General features: G+C 62.3%; 18 protein-coding genes and 1 tRNA gene. 15 read left to right on the top strand and 4 right to left on the bottom strand.

The genetic code is table 11. The features are described from left to right. The first annotated feature begins 194 nt into the window (after window positions 1-194). The 5 genes from BHQ40_RS14585 to BHQ40_RS14605 all read left to right on the top strand — a co-directional run bounded on the left by BHQ40_RS14585 (window position 195) and on the right by BHQ40_RS14605 (window position 4,786). Window positions 195-674, top strand: a complete 480-nt coding sequence (locus BHQ40_RS14585; RefSeq protein WP_070156619.1) for a GreA/GreB family elongation factor — start codon at window positions 195-197, stop codon at window positions 672-674. Then, on the top strand, window positions 622-1,839 hold the full coding sequence (locus tag BHQ40_RS14590; protein WP_070156592.1) for a BaiN/RdsA family NAD(P)/FAD-dependent oxidoreductase: 1,218 nt from the start codon (window positions 622-624) through the stop codon (window positions 1,837-1,839). The genes BHQ40_RS14585 and BHQ40_RS14590 overlap by 53 nt, the downstream gene beginning before the upstream one ends. An 84-nt stretch (window positions 1,840-1,923) precedes the next feature. Next, window positions 1,924-2,472, top strand: a complete 549-nt coding sequence (locus BHQ40_RS14595; protein ID WP_070156593.1) for a glutathione peroxidase — start codon at window positions 1,924-1,926, stop codon at window positions 2,470-2,472. A 66-nt stretch (window positions 2,473-2,538) separates the two neighbouring features. After that, the gene (locus tag BHQ40_RS14600; RefSeq protein WP_070156594.1) at window positions 2,539-4,215 is read left to right on the top strand and encodes an MFS transporter; all 1,677 of its coding nucleotides are present in this window, start codon (window positions 2,539-2,541) and stop codon (window positions 4,213-4,215) included. 73 nt (window positions 4,216-4,288) lie between these two features. Continuing rightward, on the top strand, window positions 4,289-4,786 hold the full coding sequence (locus tag BHQ40_RS14605) for a 3'-5' exonuclease family protein (protein WP_070156595.1): 498 nt from the start codon (window positions 4,289-4,291) through the stop codon (window positions 4,784-4,786). A 4-nt stretch (window positions 4,787-4,790) separates the two neighbouring features. Here BHQ40_RS14605 and ald read toward each other — a convergent pair whose 3' ends face one another. Continuing rightward, a complete protein-coding gene (gene ald, locus BHQ40_RS14610; RefSeq protein ID WP_070156596.1) occupies window positions 4,791-5,906 on the bottom strand; it encodes an alanine dehydrogenase in 1,116 nt (371 codons plus the stop codon). A 132-nt stretch (window positions 5,907-6,038) separates the two neighbouring features. On the opposite strand from ald, the gene BHQ40_RS14615 reads away from it, so the two are divergent. Beyond that, entirely contained in the window at window positions 6,039-6,506 is a 468-nt protein-coding gene (locus tag BHQ40_RS14615) for an Lrp/AsnC family transcriptional regulator (protein WP_070156597.1), read from the top strand. A 22-nt stretch (window positions 6,507-6,528) separates the two neighbouring features. On the opposite strand, the gene BHQ40_RS14620 is transcribed toward BHQ40_RS14615, so the two are convergent. Further along, window positions 6,529-7,188, bottom strand: a complete 660-nt coding sequence (locus BHQ40_RS14620) for an MOSC domain-containing protein (protein WP_070156620.1) — start codon at window positions 7,186-7,188, stop codon at window positions 6,529-6,531. Between the two features lie 104 nt (window positions 7,189-7,292). Between BHQ40_RS14620 and BHQ40_RS14625 the strand changes: the two genes are divergently transcribed. From BHQ40_RS14625 to BHQ40_RS14650, 6 genes are all read left to right on the top strand, one after another. Further along, window positions 7,293-8,471 (top strand): glycosyltransferase family 4 protein, encoded by a 1,179-nt coding sequence (locus BHQ40_RS14625; RefSeq protein ID WP_070156598.1) that lies wholly within the window; start codon window positions 7,293-7,295, stop codon window positions 8,469-8,471. Between the two features lie 40 nt (window positions 8,472-8,511). Continuing rightward, window positions 8,512-9,828 carry a replication-associated recombination protein A gene (locus BHQ40_RS14630; protein WP_070156599.1) on the top strand — a complete coding sequence of 439 codons (1,317 nt, stop codon included), beginning with the start codon at window positions 8,512-8,514 and terminating at the stop codon, window positions 9,826-9,828. Window positions 9,829-9,843: 15 nt separating this feature from the next. Continuing rightward, window positions 9,844-10,713, top strand: coding sequence for a hypothetical protein (locus BHQ40_RS14635; protein ID WP_070156600.1), 870 nt, complete (start codon window positions 9,844-9,846; stop codon window positions 10,711-10,713). A gap of 18 nt (window positions 10,714-10,731) precedes the next feature. After that, window positions 10,732-10,806: transfer RNA gene (locus BHQ40_RS14640), tRNA-Thr, on the top strand. 164 nt (window positions 10,807-10,970) lie between these two features. Further along, window positions 10,971-11,381 (top strand): hypothetical protein, encoded by a 411-nt coding sequence (locus BHQ40_RS14645; protein ID WP_070156601.1) that lies wholly within the window; start codon window positions 10,971-10,973, stop codon window positions 11,379-11,381. 1 nt (window position 11,382) lies between these two features. Continuing rightward, window positions 11,383-12,105: a TorF family putative porin gene (locus BHQ40_RS14650; protein WP_070156602.1), complete on the top strand. Its 723-nt coding sequence runs from the start codon at window positions 11,383-11,385 to the stop codon at window positions 12,103-12,105. 27 nt (window positions 12,106-12,132) lie between these two features. Here BHQ40_RS14650 and BHQ40_RS14655 read toward each other — a convergent pair whose 3' ends face one another. Next, window positions 12,133-13,866 carry a DUF885 domain-containing protein gene (locus BHQ40_RS14655; protein ID WP_070156603.1) on the bottom strand — a complete coding sequence of 578 codons (1,734 nt, stop codon included), beginning with the start codon at window positions 13,864-13,866 and terminating at the stop codon, window positions 12,133-12,135. A gap of 202 nt (window positions 13,867-14,068) precedes the next feature. Between BHQ40_RS14655 and BHQ40_RS14660 the strand changes: the two genes are divergently transcribed. From BHQ40_RS14660 to BHQ40_RS14670, 3 genes are read left to right on the top strand one after another with little or no spacing between them, the layout of a single operon-like run. Continuing rightward, the gene (locus BHQ40_RS14660) at window positions 14,069-15,370 is read left to right on the top strand and encodes an MFS transporter (protein WP_070156604.1); all 1,302 of its coding nucleotides are present in this window, start codon (window positions 14,069-14,071) and stop codon (window positions 15,368-15,370) included. Next, window positions 15,367-16,284 (top strand): cysteine synthase A, encoded by a 918-nt coding sequence (gene cysK / locus BHQ40_RS14665; RefSeq protein ID WP_070156605.1) that lies wholly within the window; start codon window positions 15,367-15,369, stop codon window positions 16,282-16,284. The genes BHQ40_RS14660 and cysK overlap by 4 nt, the downstream gene beginning before the upstream one ends. Before the next feature lie 42 nt (window positions 16,285-16,326). Then, entirely contained in the window at window positions 16,327-17,646 is a 1,320-nt protein-coding gene (locus BHQ40_RS14670) for a cell wall hydrolase (protein WP_070156606.1), read from the top strand. Here BHQ40_RS14670 and BHQ40_RS14675 read toward each other — a convergent pair. Continuing rightward, a complete protein-coding gene (locus BHQ40_RS14675) occupies window positions 17,609-19,411 on the bottom strand; it encodes an acyl-CoA dehydrogenase C-terminal domain-containing protein (RefSeq protein WP_070156607.1) in 1,803 nt (600 codons plus the stop codon). The two genes, BHQ40_RS14670 and BHQ40_RS14675, sit on opposite strands and share 38 nt — an antisense overlap. Window positions 19,412-19,449 lie beyond the last annotated feature (38 nt).

The following is a 19,449-nucleotide window of genomic DNA, read 5'->3' on the forward strand; positions in this document are numbered from 1 at the left end:
GTCGAGTCGGAATGACCAAAACCTTCATGACACAGGAACGGTCCAGCCGCCGATATCCCTCACGCCATCCTCCCAAATGGCGCGTCCGGCCACGCCGCCACTGGCGCAAGCCGGGCAATGCTGTATTTCATCCGCCACCGGCAACGGTGGAACTCACCACAAATATATTGGCCCAGGACCGCAAGGACACAGACATGAGCGTCGCATTTCGCCGTGAAAGCGATGAGGAACATCTGGAACCCAAGTTCGAGATTCCGATACCTCCCGGCCCCAATCTCGTCACGCCGCGTGGGAAGGCGATATTGGCCCAGAAGGCAGAGGCGGTGCGCGCCGCCATAGAAGAAGCCGCCACCGATGAGGAACGCGACCGGCTGAAACGCGACCTGCGTTACTGGGACACGCGCCTTACCACAGCGGAAATCGCGCCATCCCCTGCAGAGGGCGAGGCGGGCATCGGATCGCGCGTGATCTTCATGATGGGCGGCAAAAAACGCAGCATCGCCATTGTCGGTCATGACGAGGCAGACCCTGCATCTGGCCTCATCGCCTTCTCGGCTCCTCTGGCGCGCGCCTTGATCGGCGGTGCCGTGGGCGAGACCGCGCCATTTAACGGCGTCGCCGATGCACTGGAGATTCTCGACATCGAGGTCGCAGAGGGTTCGCTTGCCCCATAATTATGACGCGATAGTGCTTGGGGCCGGCGCGGCGGGACTGATGTGCGCGGCGACGGCTGGACAAAGGGGTCGCAAGATCCTTCTAATCGATCATGCCGATCAGGTGGGGAAGAAAATCCTCATTTCCGGCGGCGGCCGGTGCAACTTCACCAATCTGCATGTGGCGCCGGACCGCTACCTTTCCGCCAATCCGCATTTCGCCAAATCCGCGCTTGGCCGATACCGGCCAGAGGATTTCATCACCCTGGTCGATCGTCATCGCATCGCCTGGCATGAAAAGACACTGGGCCAGCTTTTCTGTGACGGCTCCGCGCGACAGATCGTTGCGATGCTGCTGGAGGAGTGTCCGGCGGCAGCAGTCGACATAGCCGTAAATCGTACAATCACCGGCATCGACCATGCCGACGGACGGTACCGTATAAGCTGCGGCGCTGACGAGGCGTCTGCACCCGCCCTTGTGCTGGCCATGGGCGGCCCCTCCATTCCGAAAATGGGTGCGACCGGTTTTGCATATGACGTAGCCCGCCGGTTCGGAATGAAGATTGTGGAACCTCGCCCCGCCCTCGTGCCACTGACGCTGGGCGGCGAGGAGACCCTGTTCCGGGCGCTTTCCGGCGTATCCGCGCCAGTCGCCGCGCGGGCGGGTAAGGCCAGTTTCCGGGAAGCAGCGCTGTTCACGCATAAAGGGCTATCCGGCCCGGCGATATTGCAGATATCCTCCTATTGGCGGCATGGTGAAGCCGTGGGCATCGATTTCCTGCCGGACCGCAAGGCAGGCTGGCTGAAGGAAGCCAAGCGCGCACGGCCCCGCTCATCTCTGCGCTCGATATTGTCGGATTGCCTGCCGACCCGGCTTGCGGACGCCCTCGCCGATCAGGCGGCGCTTCCTGGCGAGCTTGGCAATCAGCCCGACCGGATGATCGACGCGGTGGAGCAGCGCATCGCCAACTGGCAATTCCATCCGAATGGCACGGAAGGATTCGCCAAGGCTGAGGTCACTGCCGGCGGCATCAGCACCGCGGACCTCTCATCCCAGACAATGGAAAGCCGCCGCCTGCCAGGTCTTTACGCCATTGGAGAAGCTGTCGACGTGACCGGCTGGCTGGGCGGATATAATTTCCAATGGGCCTGGGCGAGCGGATGGGCGGCGGGACAGGCGATATAGAAGGATGACGTCAAGGGCGGCGATTACGCTTGTCCATAGCCCGCCCCCTGCCTAATTCAGACAACCATATAAAGGAGACATGCGATGACCACCGCCCTGCAGGATATCCCCCTCAAGACGATTCGCAACGAGGACAGTTCGCTGGGCGCCTATGCGGGCAAAGTGGTTCTTGTCGTGAATGTTGCGTCAAAATGCGGGCTGACGCCGCAATATGAGGGGCTGGAAAAGCTTTACGAGACCTATGCCGATCAGGGCCTGGTGGTGACGGGGTTCCCGGCAAATGACTTCGCCGGACAGGAACCCGGCACCGAGGAAGAAATCGCCCAGTTCTGCCAGACCAACTATGCCGTGAAATTTCCGATGTTCGCCAAGATGAGCATCGTAGGGGAAGGCAAGCATCCGCTATATGAGGCGCTGACATCCGCCATGCCAAAGGCACAGGGAGACGGCGACTCTTTCCGGGAAAAGCTGCGCGGATATGGCATGACGCCAAATCCCGAACCGGAGGTGCTGTGGAACTTCGAGAAATTTCTGATCGGGCGGGATGGGAAAGTCGCGGCGCGCTTCGCCCCGACGACCCCGCCGGACGATGCAGCCCTTGTCGCCGCGATTGAAGCAGAACTGGCGCAATAACCTCTTGCAACCCGCCTGTCATGCCATCAGGCGACAACTGCCTGATGGCCGCATAGGGTCGATATCATGACCGACAACCCGTCACAGCCATCGGAGGACTATCGTCCACCGGGCCCGTTTTCGATTCCCATCTTCCGCATGGTGTGGATCGCCAGCCTGGGGTCAAACCTGGGAGGACTGATCCAGTCGGTCGGCGCATCGTGGATGATGACCTCGCTGGCGAGTTCCCCCGCCATGGTGGCGCTGGTGCAATCGTCCACGACTCTGCCCATCATGCTGCTGTCCCTCTGGGCAGGCGCGGTCGCCGATAATCTCGACCGGCGTCTTGTAATGCTGTGGGCGCAAATATTCATGCTCGCCGTATCGGCGGCGCTGGCGATCTTCGCCTGGTATGGCCTGCTGACGCCCTGGCTTCTGTTGACCTTCACTTTCCTGATTGGATGCGGGACGGCGCTGAACGGTCCGGCGTGGCAGGCGTCGGTGGGCGACATGGTGCCAAGACCAGCGCTGCCCGGTGCAGTGGCGCTGAACGCCATGGGTTTCAATATCGCCCGCAGCGCTGGGCCAGCGATTGGCGGCGCCATCGTCGCAGCGGCCGGAGCGGCAACGGCCTTCCTTGTCAACGCGATCAGCTATCTTGGCCTGATCGTGGTCCTCGCGCGCTGGCGGCCCGCCCGGCCCGCCCGTGCTCTGCCGCGTGAAAATCTGGGCGCAGCGATGAATGCGGGCATCCGCTACGTCGCCATGTCGCCCAATCTCCGCAACATCATTTCCCGCGCCGGCCTGTTCGGCCTGGCCTCCAGCGCTGTGCCCGCCCTGATGCCGCTCGTCGCGCGCGACCTTGTGACGGGCGGCCCGCTTTCCTATGGCGCGCTGCTGGGCAGCTTCGGCGTCGGGGCGGTCATCGGGGCGCTCAACAGCCGTGCGCTGCGTGAGCGGTTTTCGACAGAATGGATCGTCCGGCTGGCGACGGTCGTCATCAGCGCTGGGGCGGCCATAGCCGCGATCAGCACATGGCTTCCCCTCACCCTTGCCGCACTGCTGCTCGCTGGCGCCGGTTGGGTGGTCGCCCTTTCCACGCTCAATGTGTCGGTGCAGATGGCCGCGCCCAGATGGGTGGTCGCGCGCGCAGTCGCCCTTTATCAGATGTCGGCTTTTGGCGGCATGGCGGCGGGAAGCTGGATATTCGGTGAAATCGCCGAGCTTCACAGCATCACCATGGCCCTTTTGCTGGCTGCGCTGCTTCAGCTTGTCGGAATGGCTCCCGGTTTCCTGAAACCGCTTCCGGAAGTTCATGATCTCAATCTCGATCTGCTGAACCTGTGGTCCGAGCCGGAAATCGCCGTATCGATCGAACCCCGCAGCGGCCCCATTGTCGTCACCATAGAATATCGCATTGCGGAGCAAGTCATCGTCGAGTTCCTCACCGCGATGAACGAGCGCCGCCGTATCCGCGTGCGCGACGGCGCGCGGCACTGGACGTTGATGCGCGATCTGGGAGAGGCGGACCTGTGGGTGGAGCGCTATCATGTTGCGACCTGGCTGGACTATCTGCGGCATAACCAGCGCCGCACACATGCCGATGCGGACAATTTCGCGATAATCCGGGAACTGCATTCCGGCCCGGACGCGCCGCGGGTTCACCGCATGATCGAACGTCAGACCGGTTCCCTGCCATTCGCGCTGACGGCGGGATCGCGGGAAATTTCCATTCCGCTTACCGACCCGTCCGGTTCGCGCTGATAGTGTACCAACGGGCAGTTTGGCGGATGCCGATCTTCGTGATAGCTTCGCCTTGCTACATCGGAGGCGCGCATTGGACAGAATTGCGATCGTCGATTTCGAGGCTTCCTGCTTGCCGGAGGATGGCGAGTCCTATCCCATAGAGGTGGCCTTGGTGCAGGTGGGCGGTCCAGCAAAAAGCTGGCTGATCCGCCCGGCCCAGAAATGGCAATATTGGGACTGGTCCGATGAGGCGGAGAAACTGCATGGCATCAGCCGGGATCTGCTGATCCGCAAGGGCGTTCCCGCGCAACAGGTGCTGACTGAACTGGCGCAAGCGGCGCAGGGATGCCGGGTGTTCGCCGACAGCGATCTGGACGCTTATTGGCTGGAAACCCTGGCGGAGGCATGCCGCCGTCCCCCGCCATTCCCGATCCTCTACCTGGGTGAGTTGTTCCAGGAAATGCGGACCACGACCGGCGCGATAGAGCGGGCCGAAGCCATCGCTACCGTCCGCCTGCCGCAACAGCATATCGCCTGCAAAGATGCGCGCAGACTTGCCCTGGCGGTGGAACTGCTGGCCGCCGCCTGAATATTCAAGTCAGGGCGCTAGCGGCGGGCACAAATTCCAGACCCAGATCGCGGGCCACGGCTTCATAGGTGACCTTGCCATCCCAGATGTTCAACCCGGCAAGCAAGTGCGGATCGCGGCGAAGGGCTTCCTTCCACCCCAGATCAGCAATGCGAAGGGCATGCGGCAGCGTCACATTGTTAAGGGCATAGGTGCTGGTGCGCGCAACCGCGCCCGGCATGTTCGCCACGCAATAATGGACCACGCCATCGACCACATAGGTCGGGGCGGCGTGAGTAGTCGCCCGGCTTGTTTCGAAACATCCGCCCTGATCGATCGCCACATCAACCAGCACGGCGCCCTTCTTCATGGTCTTGAGCATCGCTGCGCTGACGAGCTTGGGAGCGGCGGCGCCGGGGATCAGCACCGCGCCAATCACCAGATCGGCCTGGGCGACGCATTCGGCCAGATTGGCGCGATTGGAAAAGCGTGTCTTGGCCCGCGCCTCAAAATAGGTGCCCAGTTTCTCCAGCACTTCCGGGCTGCGGTCCAGGATCGTGACGTCCGCGCCCAGTCCCGCCGCCATTTGCGCTGCATTGAAGCCGACCACGCCGCCGCCGATCACAGTAACCTTTGCCGGCAGCACGCCCGGAACGCCGCCCAGAAGGACGCCGCGGCCGCCGTGCGCCTTTTCCAGCGCCGTCGCGCCGGCCTGGATCGACATGCGTCCGGCAACCTGGCTCATCGGCTTCAGCAGCGGCAGGCCGCCGAATGAGTCCGTTACCGTTTCATAGGCGATGCAGGTCGCGCCGCTCGCGATAAGGTCGCGGGTCTGTTCGGGGTCGGGCGCAAGATGGAGATAGGTGTAAAGAATTTGTCCCGGACGCAGCATCGCCCGTTCCGCTTTCTGCGGTTCCTTCACCTTCACGATCATTTCCGCCCGTGCGAATATTTCGGCCGCCGTGGGGAGGAGCGTGGCCCCGGCCCTTTCATAGTCAGCGTCGCTGGCGCCTATGCCTTCTCCGGCTCCGGTCTCGACAAGCACGTCATGGCCATGGGCGGCGAGTTCATGGACGCTCTCCGGGGTGAGACCGACGCGATATTCGTGATTCTTGATCTCCTTCACCGTGCCGACAATCATCATCCATCTCCCGAATATTCGTGCTCCGGCAGTTTATCCCATCTTTGCTGGAATTAATTCCCCACTTACAATCCGATTTCGCGCTATTCGGGAAAAAATTCCTACATCGAGCGATTATCAGGAATATCTGGCATGAACCGCACCGACATCATCATTCTCAACGCGCTTCAGCGCGATTCGAACCAATCCATCGCCCAGATCGCGGAAAAAGCCGCTCTATCGACATCCGCATGCCATCGCCGTCTGCGCGCGCTGGAGGAGGAGGGCTATATCCGCAACTATTCCGCCCGGCTCGATCCCCGCAAGCTCGGCCTTGGACTGCAAGTGTTCGTGGAAATCTCTCTCACGAGCCAGAGCCAGGATGACATGAACAGGTTTGAGGATGCCGTGGGGCGGTTTGACGATATTCTCGAATGCCATCTGATGTCCGGGTCCGCCGACTATATGCTGCGCGTCGCGGCGGCCGACATGGATCATTTTGACGTCATCCACCGTACATGCCTGTCCCGCCTGCCCGGCGTTTCCGCCATGCATAGCAGCTTCGCCATTCGCCGGATCAAGGAATGGACGGGCTATTCACTGGAACGGCTTCAAGCATAAGGTCGCGTCGGACCGCCACCCTCTATCCGGCCAGTTTTGCAGCCCGTTCCCGCCACGCCTCCGCAAGCAGCGGCATCGCCGCCAGTTCCCGTACCGCTGCGGGATCACCTTTATGTCCCCCGCCGATCAGCAGGCGGAATACACGTGCAACCGGCCATTCGGGCTGGGGCCTGTCGATCAGCGCCATGTGGGTATCGACCGAAGCATCGGCTTCCCCCTCCTGCGCCACGCGGAAATATATGCCGCATCGCGCCGTCTTGACGATGGTCGCCATCACATCCTTCGCGCCGAAACGATGATCGAGCTTCCAGCAGGGCTGCCGCCCGTGACTGACTTCCAAGACGGCGCTGCCCAGCGTGAACCGGTCGCCAATGCATATCTCGCTTTCGGTGAGGCCGGATGAGGCAATATTCTCACCAAACGCCCCCGCTTGATCCAGCAGGGCATGGCCCGGTTTGCGCTCCCGCCAGAACGGATAATGGTCCTGCGGATAGAGATGGATGGCCTTGTCCCACCCGCCATGATGCACCCGGTCGGCAACGGCGTCGCCCTCCAAGCCAAGCCATCCGATCCTGACCAGACCTGAGATGGGCATTTTGGCTATGGCGCTATATTCCGCGTCGCGGAACGGCACGGGAGTCCCTCTCAACAGAGCATGTATGGTCATACCGGCCTGGGTCATGACGCCATGGTGGCAGATGATGCGCGGGAACAACAGAGCCGGAACGAATGCATTGGCCCCAAACCGCCCTTGGCGTTTCTTCCGCCCTCGTCTAAGGGGCGTCGATGGATGTCACCGGCCTCCGCATCGCCCTCTTTAGCGGAAACTATAATTATGTGCGCGATGGTGCGAACCAGGCGCTGAACCGGCTTGTCGGCTATCTTCTGCGGCAGGGCGCTCAGGTCCGCGTCTATTCTCCAACGACCAGCACGCCCGCCTTTGAGCCTGCCGGCGATCTGGTGAGCGCGCCCTCCTTTCCCATGCCTGGGCGTGGCGAATATCAAGTGCCCTATCGCATGTCCGCCCGATTGAGGCGGGACATCACGGCGTTCGCGCCCAACCTCGTCCACGTGTCCAGTCCCGATCCGCTGGGCCATCGGGCTGTATCCTATGCCCGCAAGCGCAATCTGCCCATCGTGGCATCCGTCCATACCCGTTTTGAAACCTATCCCCGCTATTATGGTCTCGCGTTTCTGGAGCCGCTGATGGTTGCGGCGCTGCGGCGTTTCTACCGGCGTTGCGACGCTCTGGTTGCGCCATCCGACTCCATGGCGCAGGTTCTGCGCGACCAGCGCATGAGCTATGACATCGGCATCTGGACGCGGGGTATCGACCGGGAGATTTTCAACCCTGGCCGCCGTGACATGGAATGGCGGCGTAGCCTCGGCATCCAGGATGATCTCCCCGTCATTGGCTTTACCGGCCGCCTGGTGATGGAAAAGGGCCTTGACGTATTTTCCGATGCCATCGATCTTCTTCAGGCGCGGCAAGTCCGCCATCGCGTTCTGGTAATCGGCGATGGTCCGGCGCGGAGCTGGTTCGAAAATCGCCTGCCGGATGCGACATTCCTCGGTTTCCAGCAGGGGCAAGATCTGGGCCGCGCGGTGGCCAGCATGGACATGCTGTTCAATCCGTCGGTCACGGAGACATTCGGCAATGTGACGCTGGAGGCGATGGCCTGCGCCCTGCCCGCCGTCGCCGCGCGCGCCACGGGAAGCGAATGCCTTGTCACCGATGGCGTCACCGGCCGCCTGATCCGCCCTGGCGCGATCAACCAGTTCGCGGACGCCCTTCAACATTATTGCACTGATGCCGAAAGCCGCCGCCGTGCGGGACTGGAAGGCAAGACGGAAGCCGACCGTTACGGCTGGGATCAGGTCAATCAGGCGCTTGTAGACACCTATCTGCGCATCGTGCGGCAACGGCAACGAGGTGCAATGGCGGCCGCCAGCCCTGTTCCATAAGATGTCATTCTCCCTATATCCTCGATAGACCGGAGTGAGAATGGCTGATCTTTTCAGGGATGAAGCGCAGAATGGCGAAGAAGCGGTGCGGGAGGATGCGCCGCTCGCCGATCGCCTGCGCCCGCGCAATCTGGGCGAGGTGGTCGGGCAGGAACATCTGACGGGACCGGAAGGCGCGATCGGCCGGATGATCGCGGCGGGACGGCTATCCTCGATCATCTTCTGGGGTCCGCCCGGCACAGGCAAGACAACGATATCCCGCCTGCTTGCCGATGCGGTCGACATGCGCTTCGAACCCATTTCGGCGGTTTTCTCCGGCGTAGCCGATCTCAAGAAGGTTTTCGCCACGGCTCGTGAGCATGCAAAGCTCGGCCGCAAGACCCTCCTTTTCGTGGATGAAATCCACCGCTTCAATCGCGCCCAGCAGGATAGCTTCCTGCCTTTTGTTGAGGACGGCACCGTCACACTGGTCGGCGCGACGACCGAAAATCCCAGCTTCGAACTGAAAGCCGCGCTTCTGTCGCGCGCGCAGGTGCTGATCCTCCGCAGGCTCGACAGCGACGCGCTGGAAAAACTTCTCGACCGTGCGGAAGCGCTGACCGGGCGCCCGCTTCCGCTCAATCCCGCCGCGCGTGAGGCATTGGTCGCAAGCGCAGACGGCGACGGACGCTTTCTGCTCAATCAGGCGGAAACGCTCTATTCGGTGAATATCCCGGAACCAATCGACTCTGCCGGTCTTTCCGCCCTGCTCCACCGCCGGGTCGCGGTTTATGACAAGGACCGGGAGGGGCATTATAATCTGATTTCCGCACTGCATAAGGCGTTGCGCGGTTCCGATCCGCAGGCCGCGCTCTATTATCTTGCCCGCATGCTGGTGGCGGGCGAACAGCCGCTCTACGTTCTGCGCCGCATCGTCCGTTTCGCCAGCGAGGATATCGGCCTTGCCGACCCACAGGCGCTGATCCAGTGCCTTGCCGCCAAGGACGCCTATGAGTTTCTGGGAAGCCCGGAGGGCGAACTCGCGATCGTGCAGGCGTGCCTCTATTGTGCTACGGCGCCCAAATCCAATGCGGCCTACACCGCCCAGAAGGCCGCGTGGAAATCCGCCCGCGACACAGGGTCGCTGATGCCGCCGCAAAACATTCTCAACGCGCCGACGAAGCTGATGAAGGAGATCGGCTATGGCAAAGGCTACGCCTATGACCATGACGTCCCAGAGGGCTTTTCCGGCGACAATTATTGGCCGGAGGAGATGCAGCCGCAATCATTCTACCACCCCGCCGATCGCGGTTTCGAAAAACGGATCGCTGAACGCATCGCCTATTGGAACGATCTGCGGGCGAAGGCGCGGGGCTGATGGCGGCGAAACGCGATGTCGCGCGCGGATAATCGCTTTGCCCGGTTCGTAGCCATTGATTGGTCGGGCGCGAAGGGATCGAAGCATAAGGGCATAGCGATCGCGACCTGCACGCCTGGCGAAGATGCGCCGATGCTGGTGACGCCGCCCATGACCGCATGGTCGCGGCAGACGGTTGCCAACTGGCTTGTGGCGCAGGCCGCTTGCGAACCCACCTTGTTTGGTTTTGATTTCAGCTTCGCGCCGCCTTTTGTCGATCGACAGGGCTATCTTCCCGGTGATGCCGTTCCTCAGACCGCGCCGGAGTTCTGGGCCTATATCGACCAGTGCTGCGCCGACGAGGATCTGGGTGCCGCGAGTTTTCTGGAAAGCACGCACCGCCGCCATTTTTATTTCGGCAAGGCTGACGGCACCAAGGCGGACTATATGCACCTGCGCCATTGCGAGGCGCATTATAACGCCGGTGGCGGAGGAAAGCCCTCGACCGTCTATGACGCGATCGGCGCTGCGCAGGTCGCCAAGGCCAGCTTTTCCGGGATGCGCCTGCTACACCAGGTGCGCCCCTATGTACCGGTATGGCCATTTGACCCATTGCCTGGCGCAGGCTCTCTGATCGTCGAAATCTACACCAGCATCGCCGCCCGCGCCGCTGGCCGTCCGAAGGGCCGCACCAAGGTTCGGGACCCGGCATTGTTGGACATGGCGCTCGCCGCCCTTGGCAGCGCGCCACACCGACCCATGCCGCGTTATGACGATCATAGCACCGATGCGATCATCACGGCGGCGTGGATGCGCAAAGCATCGGACGACGCCCGTCATTGGTCGCCACCGCCGCTCACCCGTGAAATAGCGGCAACCGAGGGCTGGACGTTCGGCGTCCTCTGATAGTAAGGGGGCGTCCGCGCCGGCTTAGCACAGTGGTAGTGCAGCGGTTTTGTAAACCGAAGGTCGGGGGTTCAAATCCCTCAGCCGGCACCAGCTTTCCCCGCCACGACCTTGCATCACAAACAGTGAAAGGCGACGTCTGAAGCATCAGGCGGATCGAATTTTGTCATGCCTCAGCAAAGGGCGGGAAATAGTGAGGACGTAAATCCGGCAGTGATGATCGGCAACATAGCCCGGCATCAAAGCAGGAGAAAGTCATGAGCTTCAGTCTTATCGCACTGGCCGCCGCGGCCGCGACTCATACCGTCCAGATCGAACATCGCGGCATGCAGATGGACGCCATCTACAGCGCGCGTACGGAAATACAGACCCGCACCGTTGGCGCGGCTACACCCAACCGAGCGGATGGGCAGCGATGCCGCTGGACCGCGACTCTGGTGGTGGATCGCAAGCTCACCCACGGCCCGGCGCTGGCGCGCATATTGCCCAGCGACCACAAATTGTCGGGCAGCCAGCCCGGCGCCTGCACACGCGACCGTTCCGCGATCGAGCGCGAGGTAGCGCGTCGTGATGATGCCGTGCGTGATCATTTGCTGGCTGTCGCGGCCAGAGATCAGGCGCCGCTGCTTGCGGAGCTGGATGCGATCCGCAACCTGGCGTCGAACTAGCATGCACCGGTGGGCGGCGGCGATCCTGTGCGGCATAGTATCGGCTGGGGCGTCCGCCGCCCAGGCCCAATCCTTTGACGGGCCATCCTTTTACCTGGAGGCGGCAAGCGACGAGCGGCGGCGGGGATTGAGCTGGAGCGAAGGCGATCCGATTGTCCGGGGCGGCCTGTCACTGCCGGTAACCCACGACCTGACGCTGGATACGAACATATCGACCCTGTCCGATGGCAAACGCCATGGCGACGCTGCAGTGGTCATCGATCTCAGAGCCGCCTATGCGCGGCAGATCGGCGCATGGCGTCTGGCGGCGGAGGGAAGTTATCATGCCTTTCCCGGCGCATCGGGTCAGGGCTATGGCGAATTGGGCTTAACGGGCGGCATCTTGCTTGGCCCCGCCAGTCTTGATCTTCTCGCCCAATACGCACCCAGGCAGGCAGCGATTGGGGGAGATAATCTCTATCTTGGCGCGAAGCTTGGCGTCGGCATTCCCGGAACGCCACTTACCCTATCCGGCCATGCCGGCCATTCGTCCGGTGATACCCGGAACGCCATCCGCGCGGCCCGCTTACGGCCGAACGGAAGCTATTGGGATCATGGCGTTGCGCTCAATTACCATAAGGGCCTCTGGACCGCAGGCCTGGGTTACGCGAATAGCAGCATCGACAGAGCGGCTGACCGGCATGCGGGCGCAACCGTCATCGGGCGGTTCGGCATCGCTTTTTAAGGCTCGCCGGACCAGCGCGTCTGCGGATCAGAATACCGCCTTTGCTTCACCGCCCATCATCTGCTCGCGCACAAGCGGAATGGGCGGGCCGCCATAGCTCAGGAAGCCATCGTGGAAGGCTTTCCAGGCCGTGCGGCCGCCCTTGTCCTTGGTCCAGTCCTCGCGGAGCTTGCGGATCAACAGCTTGGCCATCGTATAGTTGAGATAAGCCGGGTCATAGGTACCCCGCGCAGCCTGCTGCCGCGCATTGCCTTCATCCTGATAGCATTGCTCGACAAACATCTTGCGGGACTGTTCCTGGGTCATGCCCCGCGCATGCATGCCGATGGCCGACAGATAGCGGCAGTCGCGCAGCAACGCATTGGAAAGCTGGCCTATATGCGTTTCGGGATCGCCATTGCCCAGACCGGCGTCCCACATCATCTCCTCCGAATAATGCGCCCAGCCTTCTGCAAAAGCGTAGCCCACGAAAATCTTACCGAAGGTGAATTTCGACCGGTTGCTGTGCAGGAAATTCAGGAAATGACCCGGCCAAACCTCATGGACAGAGGTAAACAAGAGGTCCTTCTCACCCGGCACATATCCGTCCTGCACCGCCTTGCTCCACGCCGGATCGGGCGGTGAGATATAGTAGACGGAAGGCAGCCCCTTCTCATAGGGTCCGGGTATATCGATATAGGCGCTGTTCTGCCGGTTATAGGGCGGCGATTCCTCGACTTGCGCTTCTTCCGTGCCGGGGATCGATACGATGTCCTTCTCGGCGATGAAAGCCTTCAGGCCGGGCAGTTGCTTGCGCGCTGCAGCGACCACGCCTCCTTCCGGCTTGCGCGCATTCATCTTCGCCATACAAGCGCGAATATCCGCACCCGGCGCGAATGTGGCGCATGCGGCTTTCAGGGCATCCTGATTCCGCTTCAGATCGGCCTGTCCCACCTTCTCCAATTCATCGAGCGGCGTATCGACCATCTCCGTCGCGTTCAGCATGCGGGAAAAGCGATCAGCCCCAAGCGCAAAATCCTGAGTTTGCGTTTTCCTGCCGCTCTCCAGCCAAATGGCCAGTTCGCGCATGGACTTCGACGCGGCGCCAGCAGCCTCGTCAAATTCCTTCTGCAGCGCCTCATCCTTCACAGAAGCAAAGGCGGCCTTTGCGTCGCCGGTATAATAGTCCGCCAGCCCCTTGAACCCTGCCGTGCCGAAATCGATGAAACTGGCGGGCATCGGCATTTTCAGGTTCGCCCGGATGTTGACCGCCGCGCCCGGCACCGTCTTGGCGAAGGCGATGAAAGCCTTCATCCGCGTCGCCGGATCGGCATAGGGCCTGGCGATGTAGACGTTCGGATCAAGCCCGCTCTCGATATAGAAGGACGGGTTGCGGTGCGGCTTGTCGGCATCCTCCAGCCAGAACAGCCTGCCCTTGACCACGGAGATCAGATATTCTCGTTCGAACGCCTGTTCCTTGGACAGCTTGCCAGTGTCGAACCCTTCCGCCTTATTTAGCGCGCCCTTCAGGAAATCTATCTGCGCTTTCAGACCCGCTTCGCTCCAGTCCGGCAGTTGTCCGTCAAAATCATGCCGCCCCTGATAGACCGCGAAATAAGGGTCATGCTTGAAATAGCCTTCGATGAATTCCTTGCTGAAACCATCCCATTGGGGGTCGACGCCCGCACCATCCGTCACTGTCACCGCCTGGTTGGACGGTCCTTCCGAACAAGCCGTGAGAGGAACGGCAGCAAGAAGCAGACTCAACAGGACATGACGCATCGGTGCGGCTCTCCTTCAAAAGCGCGATATTCCCGTGATTCGGGTGTATTAACTAACCATGCCACAAATAGCCCCGCGCGAAACACCCCCACCCGGCAGATGGCGCAGCTTTCCGGCGCGCAAGAAATGCTGAGACGGATGCGGGCTTTGGCGGAAAAGCACAGCTTGCGAGGGGGGTACGGGTAAGACTAAGGACGTGGCGATGTCTTCCCCGCATACGCCCCATCCCCTGACCTTTCCCAATTTCCGCGCCTATATCGTAGCGCGGCTGGCGGCGGTTATTGCGCAGAACGGGATGATGATCGTCATCGCCTGGCAGGCATATAATATCGCCCGCCAGACGATGGGCACGCACGCCGCCGCCGCCCAATTGGGCCTGATCGGTCTGGCACAGTTTCTGCCGCTGTTCCTGCTGACGCCAGTGACCGGGTGGGCGGCCGACCATTTCGACCGCCGGATGATCGTGCGCAGCACGCTTTGCCTCATGATAACCGGCGTAAGCCTGCTCGCATTCGCGACCTATGAAGGCTGGATCACGCTGCCCCTGATCTTCGCCATGGCGGTGCTGGTCGGCATCGTCCGCGCATTCAACGGCCCGGCGTTCAGCGCCCTCGCGCCAAACCTGATCCCCAAGGAAGTGCTGCCCAACGCCATCGCGATCTCCAGCGTCGCATGGCAGGGCGGCGCGATCGTCGGTCCCGCCATTGGCGGGTATATGTACGCGATTGAGCCTTGGGCGGCGTATGCGTGTAGCGCATCGTTGCTCTGCCTCGCGCTTCTGGCCATGCTGCTTGTCGGCCGCGTGCCGCAATCGCCGCGCGACACCAGCCGCCGCCCGATAGCCCAGATGATCGATGGACTTGCTTATGTCCGCCAGAACCGGCTGGTGCTCGCAGCGATCACTCTCGATCTGTTTGCCGTGCTGCTGGCCGGGGCTACGGCTTTGCTGCCGGTCTATGCGCGCGACATTCTTCATGTCGGTTCGCGCGGGTTGGGCCATCTGGCCTCCGCACCGGCAATCGGCGCGGCGGTGACAGCGCTCTGGTTCTCCTTCCGGCCGCTGAAAAATGAGGTTGGCTTGAAGATGCTGGCCTCTGTCGTTGTCTTCGGCCTCGCCACGATCACCTTCGGCGCAACGGCGTTCATCGCGGCGCCCTACGCCATGCCCGTCGCCCTTGCCGCCATGGTGGCATGGGGGTCGGCGGACATGTTCTCCGTCTATGTTCGCACATCGCTGATCCAGCTTCATACGCCGGATCAGATGCGCGGCCGGGTGGGCAGCCTTTCGCAACTGACCATTTCCGCATCCAACGAGCTGGGCGAAGCGGAATCGGGCTTTCTGGCCGCGCTGATCGGCCCGGTAGCCGCCGTCATTGCAGGCGGCGTGGGAGCCATTATCATTACACTTGTATGGGCGCGGCTTTTCCCGGAGCTTCGCCTTGCCCGAACCTTCGACCCACCCGACAAAAGGGAGGCGGACTACAGCCAGGAGAAAGTCACATGAAGGCGTCCAACATATTGGAAACCATCGGCAAGACCCCGCATATCCGCATCAATCGCCTGTTCGGCGACGCGCAGGTATGGATCAAGTCGGAACGCACGAATCCCGGCGGTTCCATCAAGGACCGCATCGCTCTAGCCATGATCGAGGCGGCCGAAGCATCCGGCGCGCTGAAACCCGGCGGCACGATCATTGAACCGACATCGGGCAACACCGGCATCGGTCTCGCCATGGTGGCGGCGGTCAAGGGTTACAAGCTGATCCTCGTCATGCCCGAAAGCATGTCGCTCGAACGGCGGCGTCTCATGCTCGCCTATGGCGCATCCTTCGACCTGACGCCGAAGGAAAAGGGCATGAAGGGCGCGATCGAGCGCGCGCTGGAGCTGATTGCGCAGACGCCCGATAGCTGGATGCCGCAGCAGTTCGAAAATCCCGCGAATATCGATGTGCATGTGCGCACGACGGCGCAGGAAATCCTGGCCGACTTCGCCGATGCGCCACTCGATGCGCTGATCACCGGTGTCGGCACCGGCGGTCATATCACCGGTACGGCGGAAGTGTTGAAGAAAGCCTGGCCGAACCTGAAGGTTTTCGCCGTCGAGCCAACCTTGTCCCCGGTCATCAGCGGCGGACAGCCCGGCCCGCACCCCATACAGGGGATCGGCGCGGGCTTCATTCCCGCCAATCTGCATACCCAGCTTCTGGATGGCGTGATCCAGGTCGATCCGGCGGTCGCCAAGGATTATGCCCGGCGGTCCGCCAGCGAGGAAGGCATGCTCGTCGGCATTTCCTCCGGCGCCACGCTGGCGGCCATCGCCCAGAAGCTGCCGGAGCTTGGCGCGGACGCGCGGGTGCTTGGGTTCAATTACGACACGGGCGAGCGCTATCTGTCCGTGCCGGACTTCCTGCCCGAATAGCTTGCCTTTACAGCCCATCCGTCGCATCGCGGCACGCAACCGATGACGGAGGATGGGCTGAAAGTGGACGTGACCGAGACGGCGGGGCAGCCCGGCGTTGCCGCGCTCCTGCTGTGGCTGGCTATCCTGGCGGGCGTGCCGATGGCGGTCGCATGGCATGACGGCCCGGCGGTGCGTGCGCCCGCAGCCCGCGCATATGCCTTCCGGCCGCGTACGCCGCCACCCGCCGTCGAGCCGATGGAGCTGGTCGCGCTGGACAGGGATCAGGCGCGGGCATTCAACGCCGCCATCCCCTTCTCCACCCTGCCCAATCCTGCTGCGCGTCCGTTCAGGTTCGCCGGACTCGCCCCTGCACTTGCCCGCGCTACCGACTGTCTGGCGGCGGCGATGCTCTATGAGGCGGGCGACGATCCGGTCGGCGAACGGGCAGTCGGGCAGGTCGTGCTCAATCGCCTGCGCCATCCCGCCTTCCCGAAAACCGTCTGCGGCGTGGTGTTCCAGGGGTCTGAACGCACCACCGGCTGCCAGTTCACTTTCACCTGCGACGGCGCACTGGCGCGCATGCCATCCCCCGGCGGCTGGGATCGCGCCCGCGCTCTGGCGAAGAAGGCGCTTTCCGGCGCCGTCTATGGAAAGGTGGGATATTCCACCCACTATCATACCGACTGGGTGGTGCCCTATTGGAGCGGCACGCTCGACAAGGTGGCCGCCGTCGAAACCCATCTGTTCTTCCGCTGGATTGGATGGTGGGGCACGCCACCAGCCTTCCGCCGTTCGGTAAGCGGGGACGAGCCGCTCATCGCCCTGCTCTCGCGAATCTCGCCCGCTCATGCCACCGATGGCGAAACGGCGCTGGGTATGCAGTCATCATCCGCGGCGGGAGCATTGGCGGCCGCGCCCCTGCGGTCCTTCGGTCCTGAACAAATCGGCAAGCCGTTCGGTGGAGCGCGCCTGATCGCCGTGGACCAGGCATCCGCCGGCTTTATCGTCCTGATGGATCGCAAGATGCCGCCGGACGATTTCCCGAAACTAGCCGACACCTTCTGCGGCGGGCGCGTCCAGTGCCGCATTCTGGCATGGATGGAACCGGCAAAGGCGGCCGACAAATTCCCTGTCGACCCCGCCCTCCTGCCATCAATGGCGTTCAGCTATATCCACGATGCCGGAACCGGACTTCAGCGCGCATTGTGGAATTGCGGAGACTTTCCACGCGCAGCGCCCGTCGAATGCATGCGGGACAGGGAGCCGGCTCCCGCCGCCGCGCCTGTCATAGTGCCGCCCGCGCCAGCGAAGGCTCCACCCAAAAAGGTGGAGCATGTCGTCATCAGGCCGCCAGAAACATCTCCGGCTCCAGCGCCATAAGCGCTTCGGCGCCGCCCTCTATCTTCCGCCGCAGCGCCCCTGCATCGGGCATGATCCGCTCGGCAAAGAAGCGCGCCGTGACAAGCTTGGCTTCGAGGAATTTCGCGTCGCCCTCGCCTGCGTCCAGCAATGCAGCGGCGGCGGTCGCCATGCGCAGCCACATCAGGCCGGTCGCGACGATGCCCATGATGTGCATATAGCTGTGCGCGCCAGCGCCCGCATTGTCGGGATTGGCCATGGCGTTCTGCATCAGCCACATGGTCGCGGCCTGCAATTGACCATTGGCCTTTTCCAGCGCCTCGGCGATGCCCGCAGTCCTGGGGTTGGCCTTGCCCGCAGCCACTTCGGCGGCGATGATCTTGAACAGAGCCTGGATCGCGCGCCCGCCATTGGCTGGCAGCTTCCGGCCGATCAGGTCCATCGCCTGGATGCCGTTCGTGCCCTCATATATCTGGGCGATGCGGGCATCGCGGACATATTGCTCGACGCCATTCTCGACAATGTAGCCATGGCCGCCATAGACCTGCTGACAGGCCACCGTGACATCAAACCCCTTGTCGGTGGTGTAGCCCTTGATGACGGGCGTGAGCAGCGAAACCAGATCGTCTGCCGCTTGCCGCTCCTCCTCCGTCTGGGCCTTCTCGCTAAGGTCCACCTGCAGGGCGCCCCACAGGCACAGCGCGCGCAATCCTTCGGTCAGCGCCTTGGCTTCCATCAGCATCCGGCGGACGTCAGGATGGACGAAAAGCGTGTCGGCCTTTTCCTGCGGCTCCTTGGGACCGGTCAGCGCCCGGCCCTGACGCCGTTCATGCGCATATTGGGCCGCATTTTGATAAGCGATCTCGCCCTGCGCCAGCCCCTGCAGGCCGACGCCAAGCCGCGCGGCGTTCATCATGATGAACATTGCCGCCAGGCCCTTATTCTCCTCACCGACCAGCCAGCCGGTGGCGCCATCATAATTCATGACGCATGTCGCGTTCCCGTGCAGGCCCATCTTATGCTCCAGCGAGCCGCAGGACACCGCGTTACGCTCACCCAGCGATCCATCATCGCTCACCAGGATCTTGGGCACTACGAACAGCGATATGCCTTTGCTGCTCTCCGGCGCGCCCGGCGTCTTGGCCAGAACGAGGTGGATGATATTCTCGGTCAGATCCTGCTCCCCGGACGAGATGAATATCTTCGTGCCGGTGATGGAATAGCTGCCATCGGCGTTGGGGACCGCCTTTGTCTTGATAAGGCCCAGATCCGTACCGCAATGGGGTTCGGTCAGGTTCATAGTGCCGGTCCATTTGCCCAGCACCATGTTCGGTACATATTTGGCCTTCAGCTCGTCGCTGCCTTTCGCCAGCAAGGCGGAAATCGCGCCATTGGTCAGGCCGTTATACAGTTCGAACGACTGGTTGGCGGACAGCACAAACTCTCCGAATGCCGTGGAGATCACAGCAGGCAGCCCCTGCCCGCCATATTCCTCCGGTCCGTGGAGAGTCGTCCAGCCGCCCTCGACGAACTGGGCATAGGCTTCCTTGAAGCCCGGCGGCGTGGTCACAGAGCCGTCGGCATTACGTACGCAGCCAACCTCATCGCCAATCTGGTTCAGGGGGAACAGGACCTCAGCCGCAAACTTGCCGCCTTCCTCCAGCACCGCGTCCACCACATCGGAGGATAGGTTCGCAAATCCAGGCAGATTGGCATATCTGTCCAGGCCGACGATATGGTCGAGGACAAAGCGGACGTCCCGCACCGGGGCTTTGTAGCTGGGCATCTCTATTCTCCGATTATGGTGATTTTTTAAACGGGCTT

The sequence above is a fragment of the Sphingobium phenoxybenzoativorans genome (genome assembly GCF_001757355.1).
Taxonomy (GTDB): domain Bacteria; phylum Pseudomonadota; class Alphaproteobacteria; order Sphingomonadales; family Sphingomonadaceae; genus Sphingobium; species Sphingobium phenoxybenzoativorans.